The sequence below is a fragment of the Streptosporangium sp. NPDC020145 genome (assembly GCF_040631275.1).
Lineage (GTDB): Bacteria > Actinomycetota > Actinomycetes > Streptosporangiales > Streptosporangiaceae > Streptosporangium.
Genome location: NZ_JBEXZT010000015.1, coordinates 1 through 18765 on the forward strand (window position 1 = coordinate 1; position 18765 = coordinate 18765).

The 18765-nt window shown below is 69.2% G+C and carries 17 protein-coding genes and 1 pseudogene; 3 read left to right on the plus strand and 15 right to left on the minus strand.

The features are described 5' to 3' along the window. Window positions 1-141, minus strand: a pseudogene (locus ABZ463_RS25050) (ATP-binding protein); the annotation flags it as partial. 433 nt (window positions 142-574) lie between these two features. Between ABZ463_RS25050 and ABZ463_RS25055 the strand changes: the two are divergent. Further along, window positions 575-979 (plus strand): carboxymuconolactone decarboxylase family protein, encoded by a 405-nt coding sequence (locus tag ABZ463_RS25055; RefSeq protein WP_352015073.1) that lies wholly within the window; start codon window positions 575-577, stop codon window positions 977-979. Window positions 980-1199: 220 nt separating this feature from the next. After that, window positions 1200-1754: a TetR/AcrR family transcriptional regulator gene (locus tag ABZ463_RS25060; RefSeq protein ID WP_362779513.1), complete on the plus strand. Its 555-nt coding sequence runs from the start codon at window positions 1200-1202 to the stop codon at window positions 1752-1754. A 100-nt stretch (window positions 1755-1854) separates the two neighbouring features. Here the strand turns inward: ABZ463_RS25060 and ABZ463_RS25065 are convergent, their stop codons facing one another. From ABZ463_RS25065 to ABZ463_RS25105, 9 genes are all read right to left on the minus strand, one after another. Beyond that, entirely contained in the window at window positions 1855-3387 is a 1533-nt protein-coding gene (locus tag ABZ463_RS25065) for an MFS transporter (RefSeq protein WP_362779516.1), read from the minus strand. Beyond that, window positions 3384-4412, minus strand: a complete 1029-nt coding sequence (locus tag ABZ463_RS25070) for an acyl-CoA desaturase (RefSeq protein WP_362779519.1) — start codon at window positions 4410-4412, stop codon at window positions 3384-3386. Before ABZ463_RS25070 ends, ABZ463_RS25065 begins: the two co-directional genes overlap by 4 nt. Window positions 4413-4959: 547 nt before the next feature. Then, window positions 4960-5166 carry a hypothetical protein gene (locus ABZ463_RS25075; RefSeq protein ID WP_352015069.1) on the minus strand — a complete coding sequence of 69 codons (207 nt, stop codon included), beginning with the start codon at window positions 5164-5166 and terminating at the stop codon, window positions 4960-4962. Between the two features lie 1122 nt (window positions 5167-6288). Beyond that, window positions 6289-6459, minus strand: a complete 171-nt coding sequence (locus tag ABZ463_RS25080; RefSeq protein WP_352015068.1) for a hypothetical protein — start codon at window positions 6457-6459, stop codon at window positions 6289-6291. Window positions 6460-7316: 857 nt separating this feature from the next. After that, the gene (locus tag ABZ463_RS25085; RefSeq protein WP_352015067.1) at window positions 7317-7709 is read right to left on the minus strand and encodes an Rrf2 family transcriptional regulator; all 393 of its coding nucleotides are present in this window, start codon (window positions 7707-7709) and stop codon (window positions 7317-7319) included. A gap of 5 nt (window positions 7710-7714) precedes the next feature. Continuing rightward, window positions 7715-8605, minus strand: a complete 891-nt coding sequence (locus ABZ463_RS25090; protein ID WP_362779522.1) for an ABC transporter permease — start codon at window positions 8603-8605, stop codon at window positions 7715-7717. Further along, window positions 8595-9386, minus strand: coding sequence for an ABC transporter ATP-binding protein (locus tag ABZ463_RS25095; RefSeq protein WP_362779524.1), 792 nt, complete (start codon window positions 9384-9386; stop codon window positions 8595-8597). Before ABZ463_RS25095 ends, ABZ463_RS25090 begins: the two co-directional genes overlap by 11 nt. A gap of 38 nt (window positions 9387-9424) precedes the next feature. Next, window positions 9425-10501, minus strand: coding sequence for an ABC transporter substrate-binding protein (locus tag ABZ463_RS25100; protein ID WP_352015064.1), 1077 nt, complete (start codon window positions 10499-10501; stop codon window positions 9425-9427). A gap of 320 nt (window positions 10502-10821) precedes the next feature. Continuing rightward, window positions 10822-12198 carry an LCP family protein gene (locus ABZ463_RS25105; RefSeq protein ID WP_362779527.1) on the minus strand — a complete coding sequence of 459 codons (1377 nt, stop codon included), beginning with the start codon at window positions 12196-12198 and terminating at the stop codon, window positions 10822-10824. Between the two features lie 218 nt (window positions 12199-12416). Here ABZ463_RS25105 and ABZ463_RS25110 point away from each other — a divergent pair, with 218 nt between their 5' ends. Further along, window positions 12417-13304: a hypothetical protein gene (locus tag ABZ463_RS25110; RefSeq protein ID WP_352015062.1), complete on the plus strand. Its 888-nt coding sequence runs from the start codon at window positions 12417-12419 to the stop codon at window positions 13302-13304. Here ABZ463_RS25110 and ABZ463_RS25115 read toward each other — a convergent pair. Genes ABZ463_RS25115 through ABZ463_RS25135 form a run of 5 tightly spaced genes read right to left on the minus strand, consistent with a single transcriptional unit; the run spans window position 13269 to window position 18751 of the window. Beyond that, window positions 13269-14186 (minus strand): NAD(P)-dependent oxidoreductase, encoded by a 918-nt coding sequence (locus ABZ463_RS25115; RefSeq protein ID WP_352015061.1) that lies wholly within the window; start codon window positions 14184-14186, stop codon window positions 13269-13271. The two genes, ABZ463_RS25110 and ABZ463_RS25115, sit on opposite strands and share 36 nt — an antisense overlap. Before the next feature lie 47 nt (window positions 14187-14233). Continuing rightward, entirely contained in the window at window positions 14234-15931 is a 1698-nt protein-coding gene (locus ABZ463_RS25120) for a class I adenylate-forming enzyme family protein (protein ID WP_362779531.1), read from the minus strand. Beyond that, the gene (locus ABZ463_RS25125) at window positions 15928-17049 is read right to left on the minus strand and encodes a cytochrome P450 (RefSeq protein WP_362779534.1); all 1122 of its coding nucleotides are present in this window, start codon (window positions 17047-17049) and stop codon (window positions 15928-15930) included. Before ABZ463_RS25125 ends, ABZ463_RS25120 begins: the two co-directional genes overlap by 4 nt. After that, window positions 17046-17777 carry a glycosyltransferase gene (locus tag ABZ463_RS25130; protein WP_352015058.1) on the minus strand — a complete coding sequence of 244 codons (732 nt, stop codon included), beginning with the start codon at window positions 17775-17777 and terminating at the stop codon, window positions 17046-17048. The genes ABZ463_RS25125 and ABZ463_RS25130 overlap by 4 nt, the downstream gene beginning before the upstream one ends. A gap of 14 nt (window positions 17778-17791) precedes the next feature. Continuing rightward, window positions 17792-18751, minus strand: coding sequence for a ketoacyl-ACP synthase III (locus ABZ463_RS25135; RefSeq protein WP_352015057.1), 960 nt, complete (start codon window positions 18749-18751; stop codon window positions 17792-17794). Window positions 18752-18765 lie beyond the last annotated feature (14 nt).

Sequence of the window (18765 nt, forward strand, 5' to 3'; positions counted from 1 at the left end):
CCCCAGCACCATGCCCAGGTGCTGGTTGATGTCGGCGTCGATCGCCACGACCGGCAGCCCCCGGCTCGCCACATAACGTGCGAACAGCGCCGACACGGTCGTCTTCCCACTGCCGCCCTTACCGACGAAAGCCACCCTCACGACGACGATCCAATCTGATTATGAAAATCATTGCAAGGTCTGAGAGTGATAATCATGCCACGCCGGACGGCGGGCGGCGCCGGCAAAAACGAGAACGGCACGAGGAGTTAGGTGATGGCGCGCCTGATACCAGTACTTTCCCTCCGATAAGTCACTTCGTATTTTTTCCTACCTAAATGGGATATATCGGTCAGGGGTTGACGGGTCTCTGTGGTGCGTCGATTCGGGAGAATGTCGCTGATTGCGTAATTAGTGCTACTTTGTGGGGTTTTCGGGGGAAGGGTTTGACTTAGAGCGCGCTCTAACTTCTAGCCTGTTCGATGTGGCGAACAAGGGGTCGCCGAAGCGCCGGACTCTCCCAGGTGAGGGCAGGGGCACGGTCCCGGCGTCACGTAGGGCTTGGGCACGGAACAGGAAGAAGGGGGCAGTTCCCATGGGTGAGAGCACGACCCGCGAGGAGCGCTACGAGCACGGGCTGGCGATGCTCGACGCCGTGGACGGCACGGCCGGCGCGAACGTCATCGAGTCGCTCAAGGACGTCGCCCCGGAGCTCGGTCACCAGATCGTCGCGTGGGGGTTCGGCGAGATCTACTCCCGTCCCGGTCTCGAACCCCGGGACCGGCAGCTCGTCACGCTCGGGATGCTGACCGCGCTCGGCGGCTGCGAGCCGCAGCTCACCGTCCACATCAACGCCGCCCTCAACGTCGGGCTGACGCCGCAGCAGATCATCGAGGCGTTCCTGCAATCGGCGGCCTACTGCGGCTTTCCCCGGGCGCTGAACGCGACGCTCACCGCGAAGAAGGTCTTCGCCGAGCGCGGGCTGCTGCCGGTCGAGTGATACACCCCGCTATTTGTTGATATTTCGGGGTCTGGGGTCGGTCGTGTGGGTCGTCGAAGCGGGAGACGAACCACGAGGCGAATGAGGCGGTGACCACGCCCAGCAGACCGACCCCGCCCAGCATCAACAGGCCACCACCGTCCTGCCCGCGCCCGCAGCCGACGCGGGCGGGTCTTCGGCTGTTTGAAACACTTGTTTGCGGCGTTGGTAGGATCATCACGTGGGAGTTCCTGAGGATTTGCTGGCCGCAACCAAGCAGTGCCTGTCCGAGCGCGGATACGCCCGCACGACGGTGCGCGACATCATCGCCGTCTCCGGCAGCAACCTCGCCGCGATCAATTACCACTTCCGCTCCAAGGACGCGCTGCTCACCCAGGCGATGATCGAGGTGACCGGCGAGGCGGTCACGGAGATCCTCAAGGCCTTTCCCGGCGACTCCAAGGAGTGGTTCGAAGCCTTCTGGGGTGAGCTGATCGAGTCCTTCCGCACCAACCCGACCGTCTGGCGGGCCAACGTCGAGACGCTCGCACAGGCCGCTCACCTGCCTGATGTGCGGGCCCGGCTGGCCGAGGGGCAGACGCTGGCCCAGCGGGAGCTGAGCGCGCGCCTGCCCGGGCACGACGAGGCGGGGGCCCAGGTGCTGCTGACGCTGTTCATCGGGCTGCTGGTGCGGTGGCAGATCGACCCCGACAGCGCCCCGACGGCCCGCGACCTGGCCACCGGCCTCCGCGCGGTCGTCCAGGCGGCGGGAGGCGGAGAAGCGGCACCCGCCTGACCGCTTCAGCCGCCCCACTCCAGGCTCCTCGCCCAGCGTCCCCGTTCTGCGCACCTCGTTCCGGCCCGCCCCGTTCCGCCTGCCGTGGCACGCGGCCTCTTCAGCGCATCGCGTGGCGGCCGGCGTGCTGGTCCTGTGGCGGCGCCGGGGTGCCCTTCGCCTGCCGTACGGCTCGCAGCATGACGGGAGCGAGCACCGCCATCACGCACAACGCGGTGGCCGCGGCGAGCATGGCGTAGTGCTGACCCTGTGTGAAGGCCTCGCGGGCGGCGGCGGCCAGCGAGGTCGCGGCCGGTTCCGGCAGGTGCCGCGCCGACTCCAGGGCGCCGCCGAGGGTGTCCAGCGCCGCTGACGGAGCGCCCGTCTCACCGAGGTGCCCCCGGTAGACGGCGGCGCCGATGCTGCCCAGCAGGGAGATGCCGAGCGCGCCGCCGAACTCGGTGGCCACCTGCGACAGCCCGGCGACCGAGCCCGCGCGCTCCGGCGGAGCGGTGGCGATGATCAGGTCGGAGGAGACCGTCAGGACGAGCGTGACGCCCCCGGCCATCAGCATGATCCCGGCGATCAGCAAACCACTCTGTCCCGTCACGTCCAGCCTGGACAGCAGCATGAACCCACTCGCGCCGACGAGCAGCCCGGCGCAGACCACCAGTCCCGGCCTGACCTTGCGGACCAGCACCGGCGCGAGCCCGGCGGCGAACATCGCCATGCCCGCCGACGGCAGCGCGTACAGTCCGGCGACGAGCGGCCTGGCACCCATGACCATCTGCAAGTACTGCGTCGTGAACAGGCTGGAGCCAACCATCGCGAAGACCCCGAGGGTGTTGGCGCCGATCGAGGCGGTGAAGGCGCGGCTGCCGAACAGGCGCACGTCCAGCATCGGATCGGCCATCGAGCGCTGGTGCCTGACGAAGGCGGCCCCCAGCGTCAGCCCTGCCACGATGGCCAGCACCGGCGCCCAGCCGAGGCCGTCCTGGGCGATGTGCTGGATCCCGTAGATCGTCGGCAGGATGGCGCCCAGCGACAGGGCCACGCCGAGCAGATCGAACCTGCCCGGACGCGGGTCACGCGACTCGGGCAGCAGCAGCGGCGCCAGGATCAGCAGCAGCGCCATGACCGGCAGGTTGACCAGGAACACCGAGCCCCACCAGAAGTGCTCCAGCAACGCGCCCCCCATCAGCGGGCCCAGCATCGCGCCGCCGGCGAACGCGCCGGTCCAGATGGCGATCGCGACGCGGCGCTGGCCGTCATCGTGGAACATGTTGCGAATCAGCGACAGCGTCGAGGGCATCAACGTGGCGCCACCCACCCCGAGCAGGGCACGGGTGACGATCAGCAGGTCGGCACTGGGAGAGAACGCGGCGACCGCGGAGGCGGCCCCGAACGCGGTGGCCCCGGCCATCAGCAGCCGCCGCCGCCCGACCCGGTCACCGAGCGTGCCCATCGGCAGCAGCAGCCCGGCGAGCATGAACGGGTAGATGTCGATGATCCACAGCAGCTGGGAGCCGCTCGGTGCCAGGGAGGCACTGATGAACGGCAGCGCGTACGACAAGACGTGCAGGTCGACGGAGATCAGCAACACCGGCAGGACCAGGACGGCCAGTCCGATCCACTGTTTGCGTCCGGCTTTCATGAGCGGCCCTTCTCTCGGAGCGGAGCACCGGCCTGGTGCAGGTGCCGCAGCGCCTCGGCGTGCGAGGCGACGAAACTGACTTCGTGGTACGGCCGACGCAATCGCCGGCAGTGGGCCTGCACGATGGGTTGCGCCAGGTGCAGGTTGGGGGTGGGCATGCTGGGGAACAGGTGGTGTTCGATCTGGTAGTTGAGCCCGCCCATGGCGAGGTCGATGAACCGGCCGCCGCGTACGTTGCGGGTGGTGAGGACCTGCTTGTGCAGAAAGTCGAGCTTGGCCTCCCCCGTGAGGGTCGGCATGCCCTTGTGACCAGGGGCGAACACGCAGCCCATGTAGACGCCGAACAGCCCCTGGTGGACGGCGAAGAAGGCCAGTGCCTTGCCCGGTGACAGGGTCCACGCCAGCCCACCCAGGTAACAGGCGAAGTGCGCGAACAGCAGCGCGCCCTCCAGGACGCGCTGTTTCATCCAGGGCTGCCGCAGTGCCCGCACACCGCCGACGCGCAGGTTGAGCCCTTCGAGCAGGAGCAGCGGGTAGAGGAGGAACGCCTGCCGGCCGCCGATGAGCCGGGCCAGGCCGCGCGCGTTGCGTGCCTGTTCCTGTGACCACACCAGGACGTCGGGTGTGACGTCCGGATCGAGCTCCTCGTGGTTGGGGTTGGCGTGGTGGCGGGTGTGCTTGTTCATCCACCAGCCGTAGCCGAGGCCGATGGCGAGGTTGCCGCCGAGCCGCCCGAGGATCTCGCTCGGGCGGCGATCGGCGAAGACCTGCCGATGAGCCAGATCGTGCAGAACCAGGGCGACCTGAGCGAAGACGATCGCGAAGTAGACGGCCGGCAGGAGCTGGAGCCAGGAGTCGCCCAGCCATAGGAACGCCGCCGTCCCTGCGAGGTAGGCGGCTGTGACGGCGCTGATCCGGATCAGGTAGTAGCGGGGGCGCCGGTCGAGGAGTCCGGCCTGCCGGATGTGTCTGGCCAGGCGACTGAAGTCGCTCGCGGCCGTGGCCGCTGCGGTTGCTTGTGCCATGTCGATGACCATACACATGTTTGAAACATTTGTGCAAAACATCTGTTTGTGACACTTGTTTGGACAGGGTGGCGGAGCGAAAGAACGAGACAAGCTGATCGAAGGACGCGCTGCCGGCCGACGCCATGGTCGAGGCGACCGCCGAGTAGGCCGACAAGCTGCGTCAGGCCATGGTGGGCGAAGTGCCACGTGAGGGGGAGGCAGCAGGCGATCGAGCTCCACCGCCCGGTCTTCGTGGCCGGCATCGAAGCCTTCGCTCAGGCCGAGCGCAGGCCACAGCCGCGCCAAGCACTGGCTGACGCTCAGGAGGCCGCACGCCTGGAACCGACCCACTGGCTCGCCGAAGGGACGTCGTCCCAGCGACGCGGCGGGCGGTCGGCGCCTTCTATCTGACCCTGCTGACGGGACTGATCCTGCAGCGTCTCATCGACCGGAGTGGTGTTGGGCGAGCGCCCGCCGCCGTTCCAGTCGAGTGGTTGGCCCGTGTCGGGCCAGTGCGCTTGGCAGAGGTCGATGACCTCGACGCCCAGCCGCCGCGGCGACCATGTCAGGCCTGCCGGGTGGGGTGGACGACCGTCTTGAAGAGGGTGACGTGGGCGGGACGCGAGGCCGTGAAGGCGACCACCTCGGTCACGTCGTCGGGCGAGAGCCACTCGGACGACTCGCGGGCCTGGGCGACCCGGGCGTTGACGCCCTCGTCGGTGACGTGCCCCTGGAGTTCTGCGGCGGTCATGGCGGGCTCGACCACGCTCACCCTGACGCCCTGGGGGCCGAGCCCGGCGCGTAGGTGGGGCCTCGTAGACCACCTCCACCCTCCTGGCCTACTCCGGCCACAACTCCGTCGCCTCCCTGGCCCGCTACGCCCGCGTCTCACCCGAAGCGCTCGCCCGCCGGCAAGCGGACCGCGACCCCGCGACCCGGCACCGCTGGGCACAGATCACCAGGCCGAAATGTCGCCGAGCGCGGTCAGCGTGGAATCTCCGCACCGCCTACTCAGGGTGATCACGTTCGACGGCTGCCGCCTCAGCGAGGGAGTCCTCCGGTGCCACTCACCGCCCCTTGCCGACATCGGCTTCTCGATGCCACCCGCGAGGACCCGCCCTGGTCAAGCGTCCACCGAGTGCGCCCCCGCCTCGAACTGCGCTGTCCAGCCTGCGACTGGAACATGCACGCCGAAGTCGGCCCTGCGGGGACGCGATTCTTCGCTCACGACGTCGCCAACCCGGAGTGTTCCTATCGGAGCGAGTCCCAGGCCCACCTCTGCGGAGGTGGTTCATGAGTTTTGCCGGTGACAGGCGTGAGGTCGTGAAACGAGGACGGCCACAGCGCCTTCGTCTGCGCTGATGGGCGACTACCGATGCGTTCCCGCCGGGATGAGTGTGAGCTGGTCGACATGACATCTCCCCGTCGGAAGAGAGCAGGCGAGCACCTGCGCATGCACCACCTTCGGATTGCTGTAGCCGACCAGCGATGAAGGCCCGAAGGAAATAACGCCATGATCACGATTGACTTAAAAACAACTGTAGTCCCCGAGGGGAATATCCCTTATGTAACCATATGTGCCCATGAGTGCCCAATGGAAATTGGTATATATAGGACATATGGTATAATAATGACTATTGGTACAAAGTGCCTTATTGTCCGGTTTCCCTGAAGATGCGCACCGTTCGTTGATGTACTCGGCTTGTTATCGATGAAGAGGCAACCTCTTCTACGTAGAGTGCTCCAGGGGGTGCTCTGTGTAGTGGCTCGGTTCGCTTATGCGATCTTGGGCATAGAAAAGAGGGCTGCACTGGTTGGCGACCATGGCGTGCAGCCCTCGGTGTGATGGGTGAGGCCCTAGCGCTTTCTCCTGTAGGGGTAGGCGTTAGGGTCCTCAGCCATTAAAGAGGTTCCTCAGAGCTTCCCGGATCTGATCGGCGAGGCCGTCCCTGAGTGCCCGGTGCGCCTCCAGCAGGAGGCGTCCTGTCGCGGCGACGGCGGCGACGATCTTCCACGGTTCCTTCGGATTCTCTCCAATGGTATTGCGCTTGTTACGCCGACCCATCTGTACCTGCCTCTTCTCGGAAGAACGGCCGTCCTCCTGGGGGGAGGTTCGGCCGGGATGGCCTTCGGCCGCCCTAGGTCCGGTCGAAGGCGGAGAAGACCCGACAGGTCTAACTGACTGTAGTACGTCGTAGCGCACCAAAGGTGGCACTTCGGGCTCTCTTCGAGAGAGGGGGATTACCGCGTGGCCAGTTGACTAGCGACTACTAGTGCTAATGGGGGGCGGAGGGCCCTCCCTATCGTTAAAAATGTCTATGGCGTAGCGATTGACCTCGAAGACGAGGAACCGGCGGAGGAGGGTTTCCGCTTGGGAATGACTATGGTGAGTAGCCGCTTCGGTGTTTTCCGGCCGCCGGGAGCCCGCGGACGGCCGATGCCCGTGAGAGCGATCATGAAGTCCCGGCGCCGGTGGGCTGGTTGATCTTCCCGCCGCCTATGATCCGGCTCGGCTGTTGCCCGTCGGGGTCGACGGTCACGCCGAACCGGGCCGGTCCGACTGGCCCCAGCTCACCCACGGGAAGAAGGTGTCGGCGGCCTCGCCCCAGACGGCCGGTCGCCATGCTGGTGGACCTCGAACTCGTCCAGGCCCGACGCCAGATCACCGCCGCTGCCCGGCGCGTGTCCGGCTCGAACACCCACAGCCGGTATACGGGCCGCTGTCGGACGGCCCTCGGCGCCGTCGCCGATGACCAGGCGCGGGTGATGACCGGCGGCGGCCGGGTTCTTGGCAGACCGACCACTCAGAACCTGAGTTTTGTCCGGTCGGCGTCCCAGCGCGGTCCGTTTCCGTCGTATTCCGGTGGCACCCCTACTTCGGCGTGATCCGGCCCTTCCACCGCCTGGTGGCTCGCGCGGGCGTCAGGGGAGGGCGTCCTTCGCGATATGGGCGAAGGTGATCTCGCTCAACAGCGTCTCCTCGTGCTCCCGCAACGCGCTCCACACGTCGGCCAGAGGCCTGGCCACCCCGGGGTAGTCGGCGCGCGGGGACTGCTCGGGATTGCCCTCCACGACCATGATCACGTCGGCCAGGGTGATCTGCTCGGGGGGCCTGGCCAGCCAGTAACCCCCGTCGGGACCGCGCTGGCTGTTGATGAGCCCGGCCCTGCGCAACTGCAGCAGGATGTTGTCCAGAAACCTCCTCGGGATGTTCTGCGCGACGGCGATCTTCTCTGCGGGGACGGGGCCCGGAGGCGCCGCGGCCAGTTCGGTGACCGCCCGCAGCGCGTACTGGGTTCTGGCGGAGAGCCGCATGTCGGTCAGCTACGCACCTGCTGCAGGCCCCAGCGGCGGCGCAGCGCGTTGTCGCCGGTCTCGAACAGCAGGTCGATGCCGACGCCGATCACCAGGATCACGATCATCGTGGCGAGCAGGCCCGCCGAGTCGGCGAGCTCGCGGTCGTAGTAGAGCCGCTCACCCAGCGAGGACTGGTGGGCGATGATGACCACCAGCTCACCGGCCATCAGCGAACGCCAGGCGAACGCCCAGCCCTGCTTGAGACCGGCCAGGAACGACGGCAGCGACGCGGGCAGGATCACGTACCGGTAGAGCTGCAGGCGCCGGAAGCCCAGCACGTGGCTGGCGCGCAGCAGGATCGGCGGGGTGTAGTCGACACCGGTGATCAGGCCGTTGGCGATGGACGGCGCGGCACCGAGGATGACCACGAAGGTGATCGCGCTCTCGGTCAGCCCGAACAGCAGGATCGCCAGCGGGAACCACGCGATCGACGGCATGGTCTGCAGGCCGGTGATCAGCGAGCCGAAGGCCGCCCTGAGCACCTTGACCCGGGAGACCACGGCGCCGATGACCAGGCCGATGACCACGGAGATCGCGAAGCCGGTGACCGCGCGGCGCATCGTCACCGCGATGGCCTGCCAGTACTCGGGGTCGGTGAACCGCTCGCCCAGCTTGCCGAAGGTCTCGGCCGGGCCCGCGAAGACGTACTCGGGCCACCGGCCGCTCCACACGACGCCCTGCCAGATCGCCAGCACGATGGAGATCGCGAGCAGCATCGGCCAGACGCGGCCCCAGACCTGGGAGGTCAGTCCGCTGCTGGTGCCGCCGCCCAGTTCGAGGGCGTCGAGCCCGGCGAGCTGCCTGGCGTGGACGTCGGAGGGCTGACCGGCGGCGGGTGCCTGGTCAACGGCCATGGCGCAGGACCTCCTGGCGCAGTCGGGCGGTGATGGTCGAGGCCAGCTCGGCCACCTCGGGAGAGTCGGTGAGGCGGGGCCGTTCGATGTCCACCTCGAACTCCTCGGCGACCTTGCCCGGCCTGCTGCTCAGCAGCACGACCCGGTCGCCGAGCCGTACGGCCTCGCGGACGTTGTGGGTGACGAACAGGACGCTGAGGCCGCGCTTCTGCCAGATCCGTTCGAGTTCGTCGTGGAGCAGGTCACGGGTCATCGCGTCCAGCGCGCCGAACGGCTCGTCCATCAGCAGCACGTCCGCCTCCTGGGCGAGCGCGCGGGCGAGGGAGACGCGCTGGCGCATGCCGCCGGACAGCTCGTGCGGGCGCTTGGCGCCGAATCCGCCCAGGTGGACGATGTCCAGGAACTCCGCGGCGCGGTCACGCCGTTCCCGCTTGGCCACTCCCTGCACCCGCAGCGCCATCTCGACGTTGGCGGCGACGGTGAGCCACGGGAACAGCGCGGGCTCCTGGAACATCATCGCGATCTTGCGTCCCCCGACGCTCAGCGTGCCGGCCGTCGGGCTGTCCAGCCCGGCGACCAGGGACAACAGGGTGCTCTTGCCGCAGCCTGAGGCGCCGAGCAGGCTGACGAACTCACCGGGCGCCACGGAGAGCGAGATGCTGTCGAGAGCCAGCAGCCCGTTCCTGCCCTGGCCGTAGATCTTGGAGACGCCGTCCAGCCGGACCGCGGGCTCGTCGCCCTCGGCCCGGCGGGCGGCCCGCTCCGTGAGCGGAGCTGTCACTGTGCCCTCCTGGGGGACTCGGATCGGGTGGTGGGGACTTACTTGTCGGCTACCTCGGACTGCCCCTGGGCCTTGAGGACCTCGTTGAGGGGCTTGAGGTCGTAGATGCCGGTCAGGTCGACGGGCTCAAGCAGGCCGATCTTGACCGCGTGGTCGGCGCTGGCGACCAGGGAGGAGGCGATCGGGTCGTTGGTGAAGGTGATGTTCTTGAAGGCGCTGTCGATGACCTCGGGCTTGAGCGCCTTGCCGCTCAGCTTCTCCAGCGCGGCGTTGACGGTCTTCGCGGCGTCGGCGGGGTCGGCGTTGATCGCGGCGTTGGCCTCGACGTGCCCTTCGAGGAGCTGCTTGACGACGTCGGGGTGCTGGGCGGCGAACTCCTGGCGGACGATCAGGTGGGTGATCACGAACTGCTTGTTCGGCCAGAGGTCGCGCTCGTCGATGAGGACCTTGCCCTTGCTCTCCTGGATCAGGCGGCTGGCGAAGGGCTCGGGGACCCAGGCGCCGTCGATGTCGCCGGTGGCGAAGGTCTGCAGGGTCTGCGAGTTCTCCTGCGGGACGATGTTGACGTCGCCGCCGCCCTTGGTGTCGGTCTTCAGGCCCTTCTCCTGCAGCCAGTAGCGCAGGGCGACGTCCTGGGTGTTGCCGAGCTGCGGGGTGGCGATCTTCTTGCCCTTGAGGTCGTCGACGCTGTTGATCTCAGGCTTGACGACCAGGAAGACGCCTCCGGAGGCCGCACCGGCGATGATCTTGATGGCCTTGCCCTTGGACTTGGCCCAGGCGTTGATGGCGGGGTTGGGGCCGATGTAGGTGGCGTCGATGGCGCCGGAGAAGACCGCCTCGATCGCGGCCGGGCCGGCGTTGAAGGTGGTGGTCGTGAGCTTGGTGCCGCCCAGGTGCTTGGCGAAGAAGCCCTTCTCGACGCCTACGAGCGCCGTTGAGTGAGTGATGTTCGGGAAGTATCCGAGCCGGACCTCCGCGAGCTTGCCTCCGCCACTGCTGGAGCCCCCGCTTCCAGACGTCCCTGTCGTTCCCGAGCTCCCGCAGGCCGCGGCCAAGGTCGTGAGCGCCAGTACGGCGAGTGCCGCCACCACCCCGCGTGCCCCGCGAGCTTTCATGACTACTCCCTAATTCCTACTTAATAAGTCGGTTAGGTGTATATAAGGGTTCGGCGGGGGTTTGTGTCAAGCCGATCACCTGAAGGGGTGGGCACTGTTACCGCTTCGTGTTCTTGTGTGTGGGTTCGGTGACGCTCTGTGGGGCCCATGGGGCGCATGTTCACCATTGGTGCTGATGAGGCTCCTGTGACCTGGATATCCGGTTCCCTGAGCCCGAACGGGGTGGGTTCACCGCATCTGTGTCGCGTTCCCCGCGTTCGTTACACCGCCCGCCACGGAGAGTCCTGGAACGGGTTCCGGTACGGCAGGGGCCCGGGAGGTCAGCCGCAGACGGCGTCGAGAGTGGCCGGGCCGTCGCCGGTGTGCCGCTGGGCGGTCCTCTTCGGTCCTGAGGCCGTGGTGGCCGAGGACTCCTCGGGCCGGGCGAGAATGGCGGCGATCTTGTGCTTGATCAGGCGGTAGTCGGGGTCGCCGGTGTCGATCAGCGGCGGGACGAACTGGAAGCTCCTGATCTTCGAACCCTTCACCTTCTCGGACAGCTCGATCAGGTTCGGCAGCAGCTCACGCGGGATGTCGGTCGAGACGGCGTGCGCGGTCGCGTCGGCCAGCCTCTCGAAGCTCCTGAGCACCGTCACCGGGTCCGCCTGCTTGGTGACGGCGTTCATCAGGCACTTCTGCCTGCCCATCCGGACGTAGTCGTCGCCGTAGGTGCGGGACCTGCCGAACCAGAGGGCCTCCTCGCCGGACAGCCTGCGGGTTCCGGCCGGGATCAGGCCCTCGTTCTGCCTGCCGTACACGATGGGGTCCTTGATGGTGACCTTCACCCCGCCCATCGCGTCGATGATCTTCGCGAAGCCGAACATGTCGACCATCGCGTAGTTGGTCACGTCGAGGCCGGTGAAGTCGCTGATCGTCTGCTTCAACAACGCCGGGCCGCGCTTGCCCGCGGGGACCCCGGGGACCATGTCGGGGTGCTCCTCGGCGTACTGGAAGACCTCGTTGAGCAGGCCGGGGGAGTACGGCGGCTCGCCCCCGAAGCCGAAGGGGAAGTGCTCACGCGGCGGCCCCTCGGGCATCGGGACGTGCTCCAGGTTCCTGGGCAGGCCGAACAGCACGGTCGAACCGGTCCGGGTGTCGATGCTGGCCACGGTCATGCTGTCGGTGCGCACCCCGGTCCGGTTGGCCGCGGCGTCCGCCCCGATCAGCAGGATGTTGAGCCGTTCACGACCCTTCCACGGATCGACCGGGATCGGGGTGGCGCTCTCGGTGAAGACCGAGGTCACGACCTCCTGGGAGATGTAGGCGAGCCGGGCCGCGTAGGCCATGGGCGCGACCACCAGCGCGCACAGCCCCCCGACGGCCAGGGCCGACAGGTAACGGGCGGGGCCGGACAGCGTCTCCGGTCGCACCAGCCGGTAGGACCGGACGACCACGGCGACCGTGGCGACGGCGAACAGGATCGCGCCCAGCGTGAGGACCCACAGCCAGCCGGGCTGCACGATCAGGGAGAGGACCTCGGGCCTGCCCGTGACGAGGGCGGAGGCGACCGTCCCGACGACGGTCAGGTACGTCCCCATCAGCAGCGCGCCCGTCACACGCCGTCCGGTCCACAGATGCGCCAGGCCCCACAGCACGGCGGAGCCCAGGGTGAGAGCCAGACCCCGTCCGATTCCCGAGTGATCCCTGTTACCTGCCATCTGGTCGACATCTCCCGTCCCTCTGGCCCCCCGTGTCCGCAGGTTAGTGATGGTTTTCGAGTGAATGGCCTATGTACCCCCGCGACGCGCTGAGAAGCCTGAGTCAAGATTCGGTGCGCGCATTCCCGCTGGTTGCCGTGGTTTGCGGGTCTTCCAAATCGCGGTCAAAAACGGTTCCCCGCGGGATCTCCCGGGCGAGAAAGGGGATTCCCGGTTATGTGCGAAGGACGATCAGCGCGGTCCTCGTCGTGCTCGGCTGTGTCTGCGCGCCGCTCGCCCTCGTCGGCTTCTGGATGGCGGACCGGGCCGTCGGAACCGGACGCTACGTCGAGACGGTGGACCCGCTCGCCGAGAACTCCACGATCCAGGACGACGTCGCCGACCGGGTCACCGCCGCGATCGCCGAGCCGATGCGGGAACTGGACACCTCGGTGCCCGACCACACCGCCCGGATGGCGGTGGACAAGGTCGTCACGGGTGACCGGTTCCCCGAGATCTGGAGGTGGGCCAACCAGGTGGCGCACCGGCGCATGTCCGGCGACCCACAGGGCGGCAACCTCGTCCTCGACCTCACCCCCGTCTACGAGATGGCCAAGGGCGAACTGGAGCACGAGGGCGTCCCGGCCGCCACGCGCCTGCCCGCGCTGCACCCGGAGATCGAGCTGCTCTCCGCGACCGACCTGGTCAGGGTCGTGACGGTACGGGACATCCTGGTCCCCTGGAGATGGGCGACGCTGAGCCTGTCGATCGTCCTGCTCGCGGTGGGCACGGCACTGGCCGGGGACCGGTTGTGCGCGCTGGTCGGCGTCGGGCTCGGGCTGGCCGGCGGCATGACGGTGCTGGCCGTACTGCTGGTCGTGGTCCGGGACACCGCCCTGTCCGACGTCACGGACGACGGCGCGCAGGGGCGGGTCTTCGTCACGGTCTTCGACGCGCTGACGAGGTCGTTGTGGACCGGGCTACGTGTGCTCTTCGCCGTCGGCCTGGTCGTCGCGGCCGTCGCGTTCGCCGTCAGGCACGTCCGGTCCTCACCAGCTGGCGGCGCCCGTCCACCGGGTGGCGGCTCCGGTTCACCAGGTGGCGGCGCCCGTGAAGGACGTGGCTGAGGGGCGGTAGCCGAGCCTGGTCCTGGCCGCGGTGATGTCCAGGGTCCGTTCGACGGCCAGGTGACCGACGGCGTATCGGGTGAGCCGTGGCGGACGCTGACGCCGCAGCATCCGGAACACCGCCTCGGCCATCGCGGCGGCGGGCTCGGCGAGCGCCAGGGGCAGATAGTACGGCTCGGCGTCGATACCGAGCTCCGCGATGAGCTCCCGCAGCGCCTCGTCGAGGACCACGGGCTCGGCGTCGGTCACGTTGAAGACGCCGTACTTCACCGGACCCGCCGCCGCCCGTAAGCACGCCTGGACCAGGTTGCCGACCGAGGTCAGGCTGATCCGCTGGCGCCCGTCCCCGACGGCCAGGAGCCTGCGTCCCCGGACCGCTCCAAGAACGCGGGGCAGCAACGTGGTGTCGCCCCTGCCGTAGATCGCGTGCGGCCGCAGGATCACCGCCGTGTCCAGTGCCCGTTCCGCGGCGGCCTTCGAGGCGCCGTAGGCGTTGGCGTACCGGCGGATCGGGGCCGCGTCCTCGGTGGCCATGACGGTCGGCTTGAACGGGTCGTAGACGCTGGCCGTACTCACGTGCACGAACCTGGCCTGGGGAAAGGCGGCGGCGGCGTTGCGGGTGCCGTCCACGTTGGCCGCCCAGATCGCCGGGGACGCGCCCCAGTCGGTGACGCTTCCCGCGCAGTGGATCACCGCGTCCACCTCGGGCAGCGGCGGACGGGCCCCCAGGAGGTCCCACGAGGTGTACGGCGCGCCGCCCACGTGCTCGGGATCGACGCGGGGGCGTCTGCCGAAGGCCCACACCTGCCAGCCCTCGTCCACGGCGCCCCGGCAGACCGCTCCGCCAACGAACCCGGAGGCCCCCGTGACCCCGATCCTCATCGGATCACCCCTTTCGGCAGTTGCTCAGGCGCGTTCACGGGCGGCGTTCACGGGCGGCGGGCCACCAGTTCGCGAAGGGCCGCGCGGTCGAGTTTGTCAGCACGACCCGAGCGGGGGAAGGCATCGATTGTCTCGATACGGGTGGGTATGGCGAGGGCGTCGACGATCTCGGGAAGCGCCTTCCTGAGCAGGGTCTCGTCGTACCCCTCGGCGGGGACGACGGCGAGCACGACCTCCTCGTCACCGGTCTCCGCGTCGGCGATCCCGACGACGGCCGCCTCGGCGACCCCCGGCAGCGCGGCGATCGCGGGTTCGTACAGGCCGGGGTAGATGTTCACCCCGTCCCGCAGGATCATGTCCTTCTTCCTGCCGAGCAGGACCAGCCTGCCGTCCTCGACACGGGCCAGGTCGCCGGTCGCGATCTCGGTGAGCGGCTCCTCCCCGAGGTAGCGCTGGGCCAGGTGCGGTCCGGAGACGAACAGCTCTCCGTCGTCGGCGATCCGCACGCCGACCCCGGGCAGCGGCGCGCCCAGGAGGTCGCCCCCCGAGTGGGCCAGCTTCTCCTCGGCCGAGGCGATCGCGATCGGCAGCGCCTCGGTCATCGCGTAGACCGAGAGCACCCGCGGCCCGGACTCGACGGCCCTGCGCAGCACGCCCGCGGGTGCGGGGGCCGCGCCGAGCAGCAGGTAACGCAGGGTCTCCGGCAGCCTCGGCGTACGGCGCAGCAACCTGTCCAGGTGGACGGGGACAGCGAAGGTGTGGGTGGCCCTCCTGGCGGCGAGTTCCTCGGCGAGGTCGCCGCCCCCGGGGAGCGACCAGGTCGCCCCGGCGAGCAGCGCGGGCAGCCCCAGCATCAACTGGTCGGTGTGCACGACGTCGCCGGGGCCGAGGGGGAAGGCCTCACGGAACAGCTCAAGGCCGGCCGCCAGGGACCCCCGGGTGTGGACCACGCCCCGGGGACGCGCGGTCGTTCCCGAGGTGAAGATCACCGCCGCAGGCTGATCTGGTGAAATTTCGGATATGTCTGGCGCGGTAGCGCCGGACATATCCGGCTGGGGGGTTCGCGGAAGGTCACGGCCTTCTTCCCCCGCCCGGTTCTCCGCCTGTCCTCCGGTCAGCCGCTCGGAACGGCCTTCATGCTGTTCACCGGTCTGTTCGCCACCCGCTTCCCCAGGACGGCGGGACCCGGCCGTGCCGGGCTCGGCCTGGGAACCGGTTCCGGCCTTCACGGGCTCCGCCCGGTCCTCGGGAACGGTCCCCCGTAGAACGCGTGACAGGCTCAGGGCGCCCCTGGGCACACCGGGCAGCCAGGGCCCCGTGTGCAGGTGCCGTACGGCGTGGCCGGGAAGCGGGTCGCGCAGGTTCGGCAGTAGCAGGCCCCGGCGGCGGGCCAGGCTCCGCAGCGGCCCGCTCAGGGTGTAGAGGACGGACTCGGCGACCACCCACCCGGGGCGGGTCGCGGTCATCCGGGCGGCGAGCACGTCGGGGGCGAGCCCGGGGTCGGCCAGCACGAGCGTCCCGCCCGCCGCGACCGAGCCGAGCGCCAGCACCACGGCGTCGACGCCGGGCCGTACCGCGAACAGCACGCCCCGCCCCGGCGCGGTCCCGGTCATCGCGGCGCGCACGGCCTCGACCCTGCGGGCCAGCTCGCCGTAGGTGATCTCCCGCCCGCGCCCGTCGATGAGGGCGGTCCGGTACGGCTCCCGCCGGGCGGTCTCCAGGATCCCGGTGATGATGTCGTTCATGCCGCCTTGATCCACAGATGTTCGTAGGTGGGGATGAGGACACCCCTGGCCGCGCGCCGCCGTACGACACGGACGTCGTGGGAGAGCAGGACCGAGGCCACCGCCCTGATCTCGGCCAGGGCGAGCGGGTAGCCGATGCAGAAGTGCGCCCCCGCGCCGAACCAGATCCGCCGCAGCTCCGGCGGATGTCTCCTGGACGGGTCGAAGGGGCCGTAGGAACGGGCGCAGTTGTGCGTCACGATCACCACCCGGTCGCCGGGCCGTACGGCCAGCCGCCCGACCCTGGCCGGTTCACCGACCGAGCGCAGCATCACCGGGGTCGGGGTGGTGACCCGCATGGCCTCGTCGATCACCCGGTCCAGGTCGTCCACCCGGGTGCCGTGGTCGTGCAGCAGCGCGACCAGCCGGGGGACGAAGGTCGCGACCGTCTCCGTCCCGGTCAGGAAGAACGCGCCCGCCGCCCCCCTCGCCTCGGCGGCCGACAGCCCCTGAGCCCGCATCCTGCCCATGACCGTGGACTCGTCCCCGGCCTCGTAGGCGGCCTGCGCGATGTCCCCGATCCGGTCGAGCACGCCTCTGGCGATCGCCACCTGCCGTTCGTTCAGCCGCCGGGAGCGCAGCGAGACCATCGAGACGACCCGCTCCCCCTCGGCGAACAGCTCCCTGGCCCTGGCCGCCGAGACCTCGCCGAGGCCGATCACCCGGCAGATCACCGCCCCGGCCATCGTCCGCATGACGTCGACCAGATCGACCGTCTCACCCCGTCCGAGCCGCGCGGACAGGTCGTCGAGCGGCTCCCGGAGCACGTCGGCGACCAGCTCCGAGACGTACCCGGGGGTGAACAGCGGCATCAGCTTCCTGCGCAGCGCCGCGTGCCCGGGACCCTCCATGTTCAGCAGCACCGAGGGGCCGAGCACCGGCGTCCACAGCTCACCGGGGGAGCCGGGGCCGTCCTTGCGGAAACGCCCGTCGGTCAGCACGGCCCGCGCCGTGGCGGTGTCGTTGACCACCACCCCGAGACCGGGGACGCGGACCACGGGACCCAGCCGGGCCAGCAGTCGCACCAGCGGATAGGCGAAGGGGTGGGCGGCCAGGTGGAGCCTGGTCTCGTGGTTCACCGGATGTCGACCACGTCGGGGCGGTAGCGGTGGTCGGCGTACCACGCCAGGGTCCCGGCCAGGCCGTAGGCGCGCAGGCGGCGCACCGAGCCGTAGACGACCACGTCGCGGCGGGAGCCGTACGCGGAGGTGATCCTGCGGACCTGGTTGACCAGGGCGCGGTCCTCGTGGACCTCCTCGATCGCGGTCCTGGGGAAGCCGCCCGCCCGCTCGTACAGCGATGCCGTGATGGCCATCGCGCAGCCCGGCATCATCACGTAGGGGCCGAGGTACTCCGGCGACCGGTTGCCCGGCCTGAAACGGCCGAACGTCGCGGCCACGTCGACCACGAACGGGATGAACCGCCGCTCCCAGAACTTCAGCGGGAACTCGTCGGTCCTGGGCAGCAGCCTGCCCCCGACCATTTCGAGCCCGTCGTCGAAGGCGCGCCTGACGCCGCGCACCCAGTCGGCGCGGGGCAGGCAGTCGGCGTCGGTCCTGGCGATGTGGGTGGCGCCGTTGGCGATGGCGTGCCGTACCCCGGTGTCGGAGGCGGCGCCGGTGCCCTTCTGCCGTTCGGTGATCACCCGGACGCCGTGCCGTTCGACGATCTCGGCGGTTCCGTCGGTGCTGGCGTTGTCCACCACGACGAGCGTGAAGTCACGGTCGTCCTGCGCGTCGAGCGCCCTGAGCGTCGCCTCGATGCCCCGCGCCTCGTTGTAGGCCGGGACGACCACCCACAGGTTCATCGCGTCAGGTTCTTTCACATCTCCGCCAGCATCACGCCGGTGCTGATCCCGCCGCCCAGGCCGAGCAGCGCCACCATGTCCCCCGGTCGCCAGTCGCCCAGCGCGAGCTGCAACGGCAGGGTGGTCGAGGCGCAGTTGCCGTGCTCGGGGAGGCTGACCACGAGCCTGTCCCGGGGGATGCCGAGCGTGGCCGCCAGATGGTCCAGGTACGGCAGCGCGACCTGGTGCACCGCGACGAGGGCGAAGTCCTCCCAGCCCAGGCCGGTGCGTTTGAGCGCGTTGAGGAAGACGTCAGGACCGGCCAGCTCGAACGCCTCCTTCAGACGCCGCCCGTCACCGCGGAAGTAGGAGTACTCGGGGTCGCGCGGATGCGCGGAGCCGCCGCCGGGCAGCGTGCCGATCGCCCACGCGGTCGAGTCGGCGGTGAAGTCGCGGTAGAAGATGCCGCGCTCGTCGTCCGCGCTCAGCATCACGGCGCTCCCGGTGTCCGACAGCGTGTATCCGGCGAAGGACTCGGCGAACTGGGCGTGGTCGCGCACCCGCCAGCGGACCGCCCGCGAGGGGACCTCGCCCGAGCAGACCAGCACCCTGCGGTGCGCCCCGGTCAGGATCAGCGCCTCGGCCACCTGGATGCCGTTCAGCACGCTGTTGCAGGCGTTCTTGACGTCGAAGACCGGGCACGAGAGCCCGAGCTTGGCGGCCACGATGTGCGCGGTCGCGGGCTCGACCATGTCCTGCGAGGCGGAGGCGAAGATCAACAGATCGACGTCGGTGTGGTCGAGCCTCCTCACGGCCTCGACGGCCAGGTCGGAGGCCTGTTGGCCGTCCTCCGCGACGTGACGTGACCGGATGCCGGTCATCCGTTCGATGACACCTCGGTGGGGGACGTATCCCTCGATCCGTCGCTCGACCTCCGCGCTGGACATGGTCCGTGGCGGCAGATACGTCGCGACGCCCGTGATCCGGGCCTTCATGCTCCCCCTAGGTG

What these genes read in the sequence shown, in the direction of transcription:
- ABZ463_RS25070 (WP_362779519.1), bottom strand. Translation starts at nt 4,412, where the DNA reads ATGGCACAAGCAACCGCAGCGGCCACGGCCGCGAGCGACTTCAGTCGC.
- ABZ463_RS25080 (WP_352015068.1), bottom strand. Translation starts at nt 6,459, where the DNA reads ATGGGTCGGCGTAACAAGCGCAATACCATTGGAGAGAATCCGAAGGAA.
- ABZ463_RS25120 (WP_362779531.1), bottom strand. Translation starts at nt 15,931, where the DNA reads ATGAACGACATCATCACCGGGATCCTGGAGACCGCCCGGCGGGAGCCG.
- ABZ463_RS25115 (WP_352015061.1), bottom strand. Translation starts at nt 14,186, where the DNA reads ATGAGGATCGGGGTCACGGGGGCCTCCGGGTTCGTTGGCGGAGCGGTC.
- ABZ463_RS25085 (WP_352015067.1), bottom strand. Translation starts at nt 7,709, where the DNA reads ATGCGGCTCTCCGCCAGAACCCAGTACGCGCTGCGGGCGGTCACCGAA.
- ABZ463_RS25100 (WP_352015064.1), bottom strand. Translation starts at nt 10,501, where the DNA reads ATGAAAGCTCGCGGGGCACGCGGGGTGGTGGCGGCACTCGCCGTACTG.
- ABZ463_RS25090 (WP_362779522.1), bottom strand. Translation starts at nt 8,605, where the DNA reads ATGGCCGTTGACCAGGCACCCGCCGCCGGTCAGCCCTCCGACGTCCAC.
- ABZ463_RS25135 (WP_352015057.1), bottom strand. Translation starts at nt 18,751, where the DNA reads ATGAAGGCCCGGATCACGGGCGTCGCGACGTATCTGCCGCCACGGACC.
- ABZ463_RS25105 (WP_362779527.1), bottom strand. Translation starts at nt 12,198, where the DNA reads ATGGCAGGTAACAGGGATCACTCGGGAATCGGACGGGGTCTGGCTCTC.
- ABZ463_RS25065 (WP_362779516.1), bottom strand. Translation starts at nt 3,387, where the DNA reads ATGAAAGCCGGACGCAAACAGTGGATCGGACTGGCCGTCCTGGTCCTG.
- ABZ463_RS25055 (WP_352015073.1), top strand. Translation starts at nt 575, where the DNA reads ATGGGTGAGAGCACGACCCGCGAGGAGCGCTACGAGCACGGGCTGGCG.
- ABZ463_RS25130 (WP_352015058.1), bottom strand. Translation starts at nt 17,777, where the DNA reads ATGAACCTGTGGGTGGTCGTCCCGGCCTACAACGAGGCGCGGGGCATC.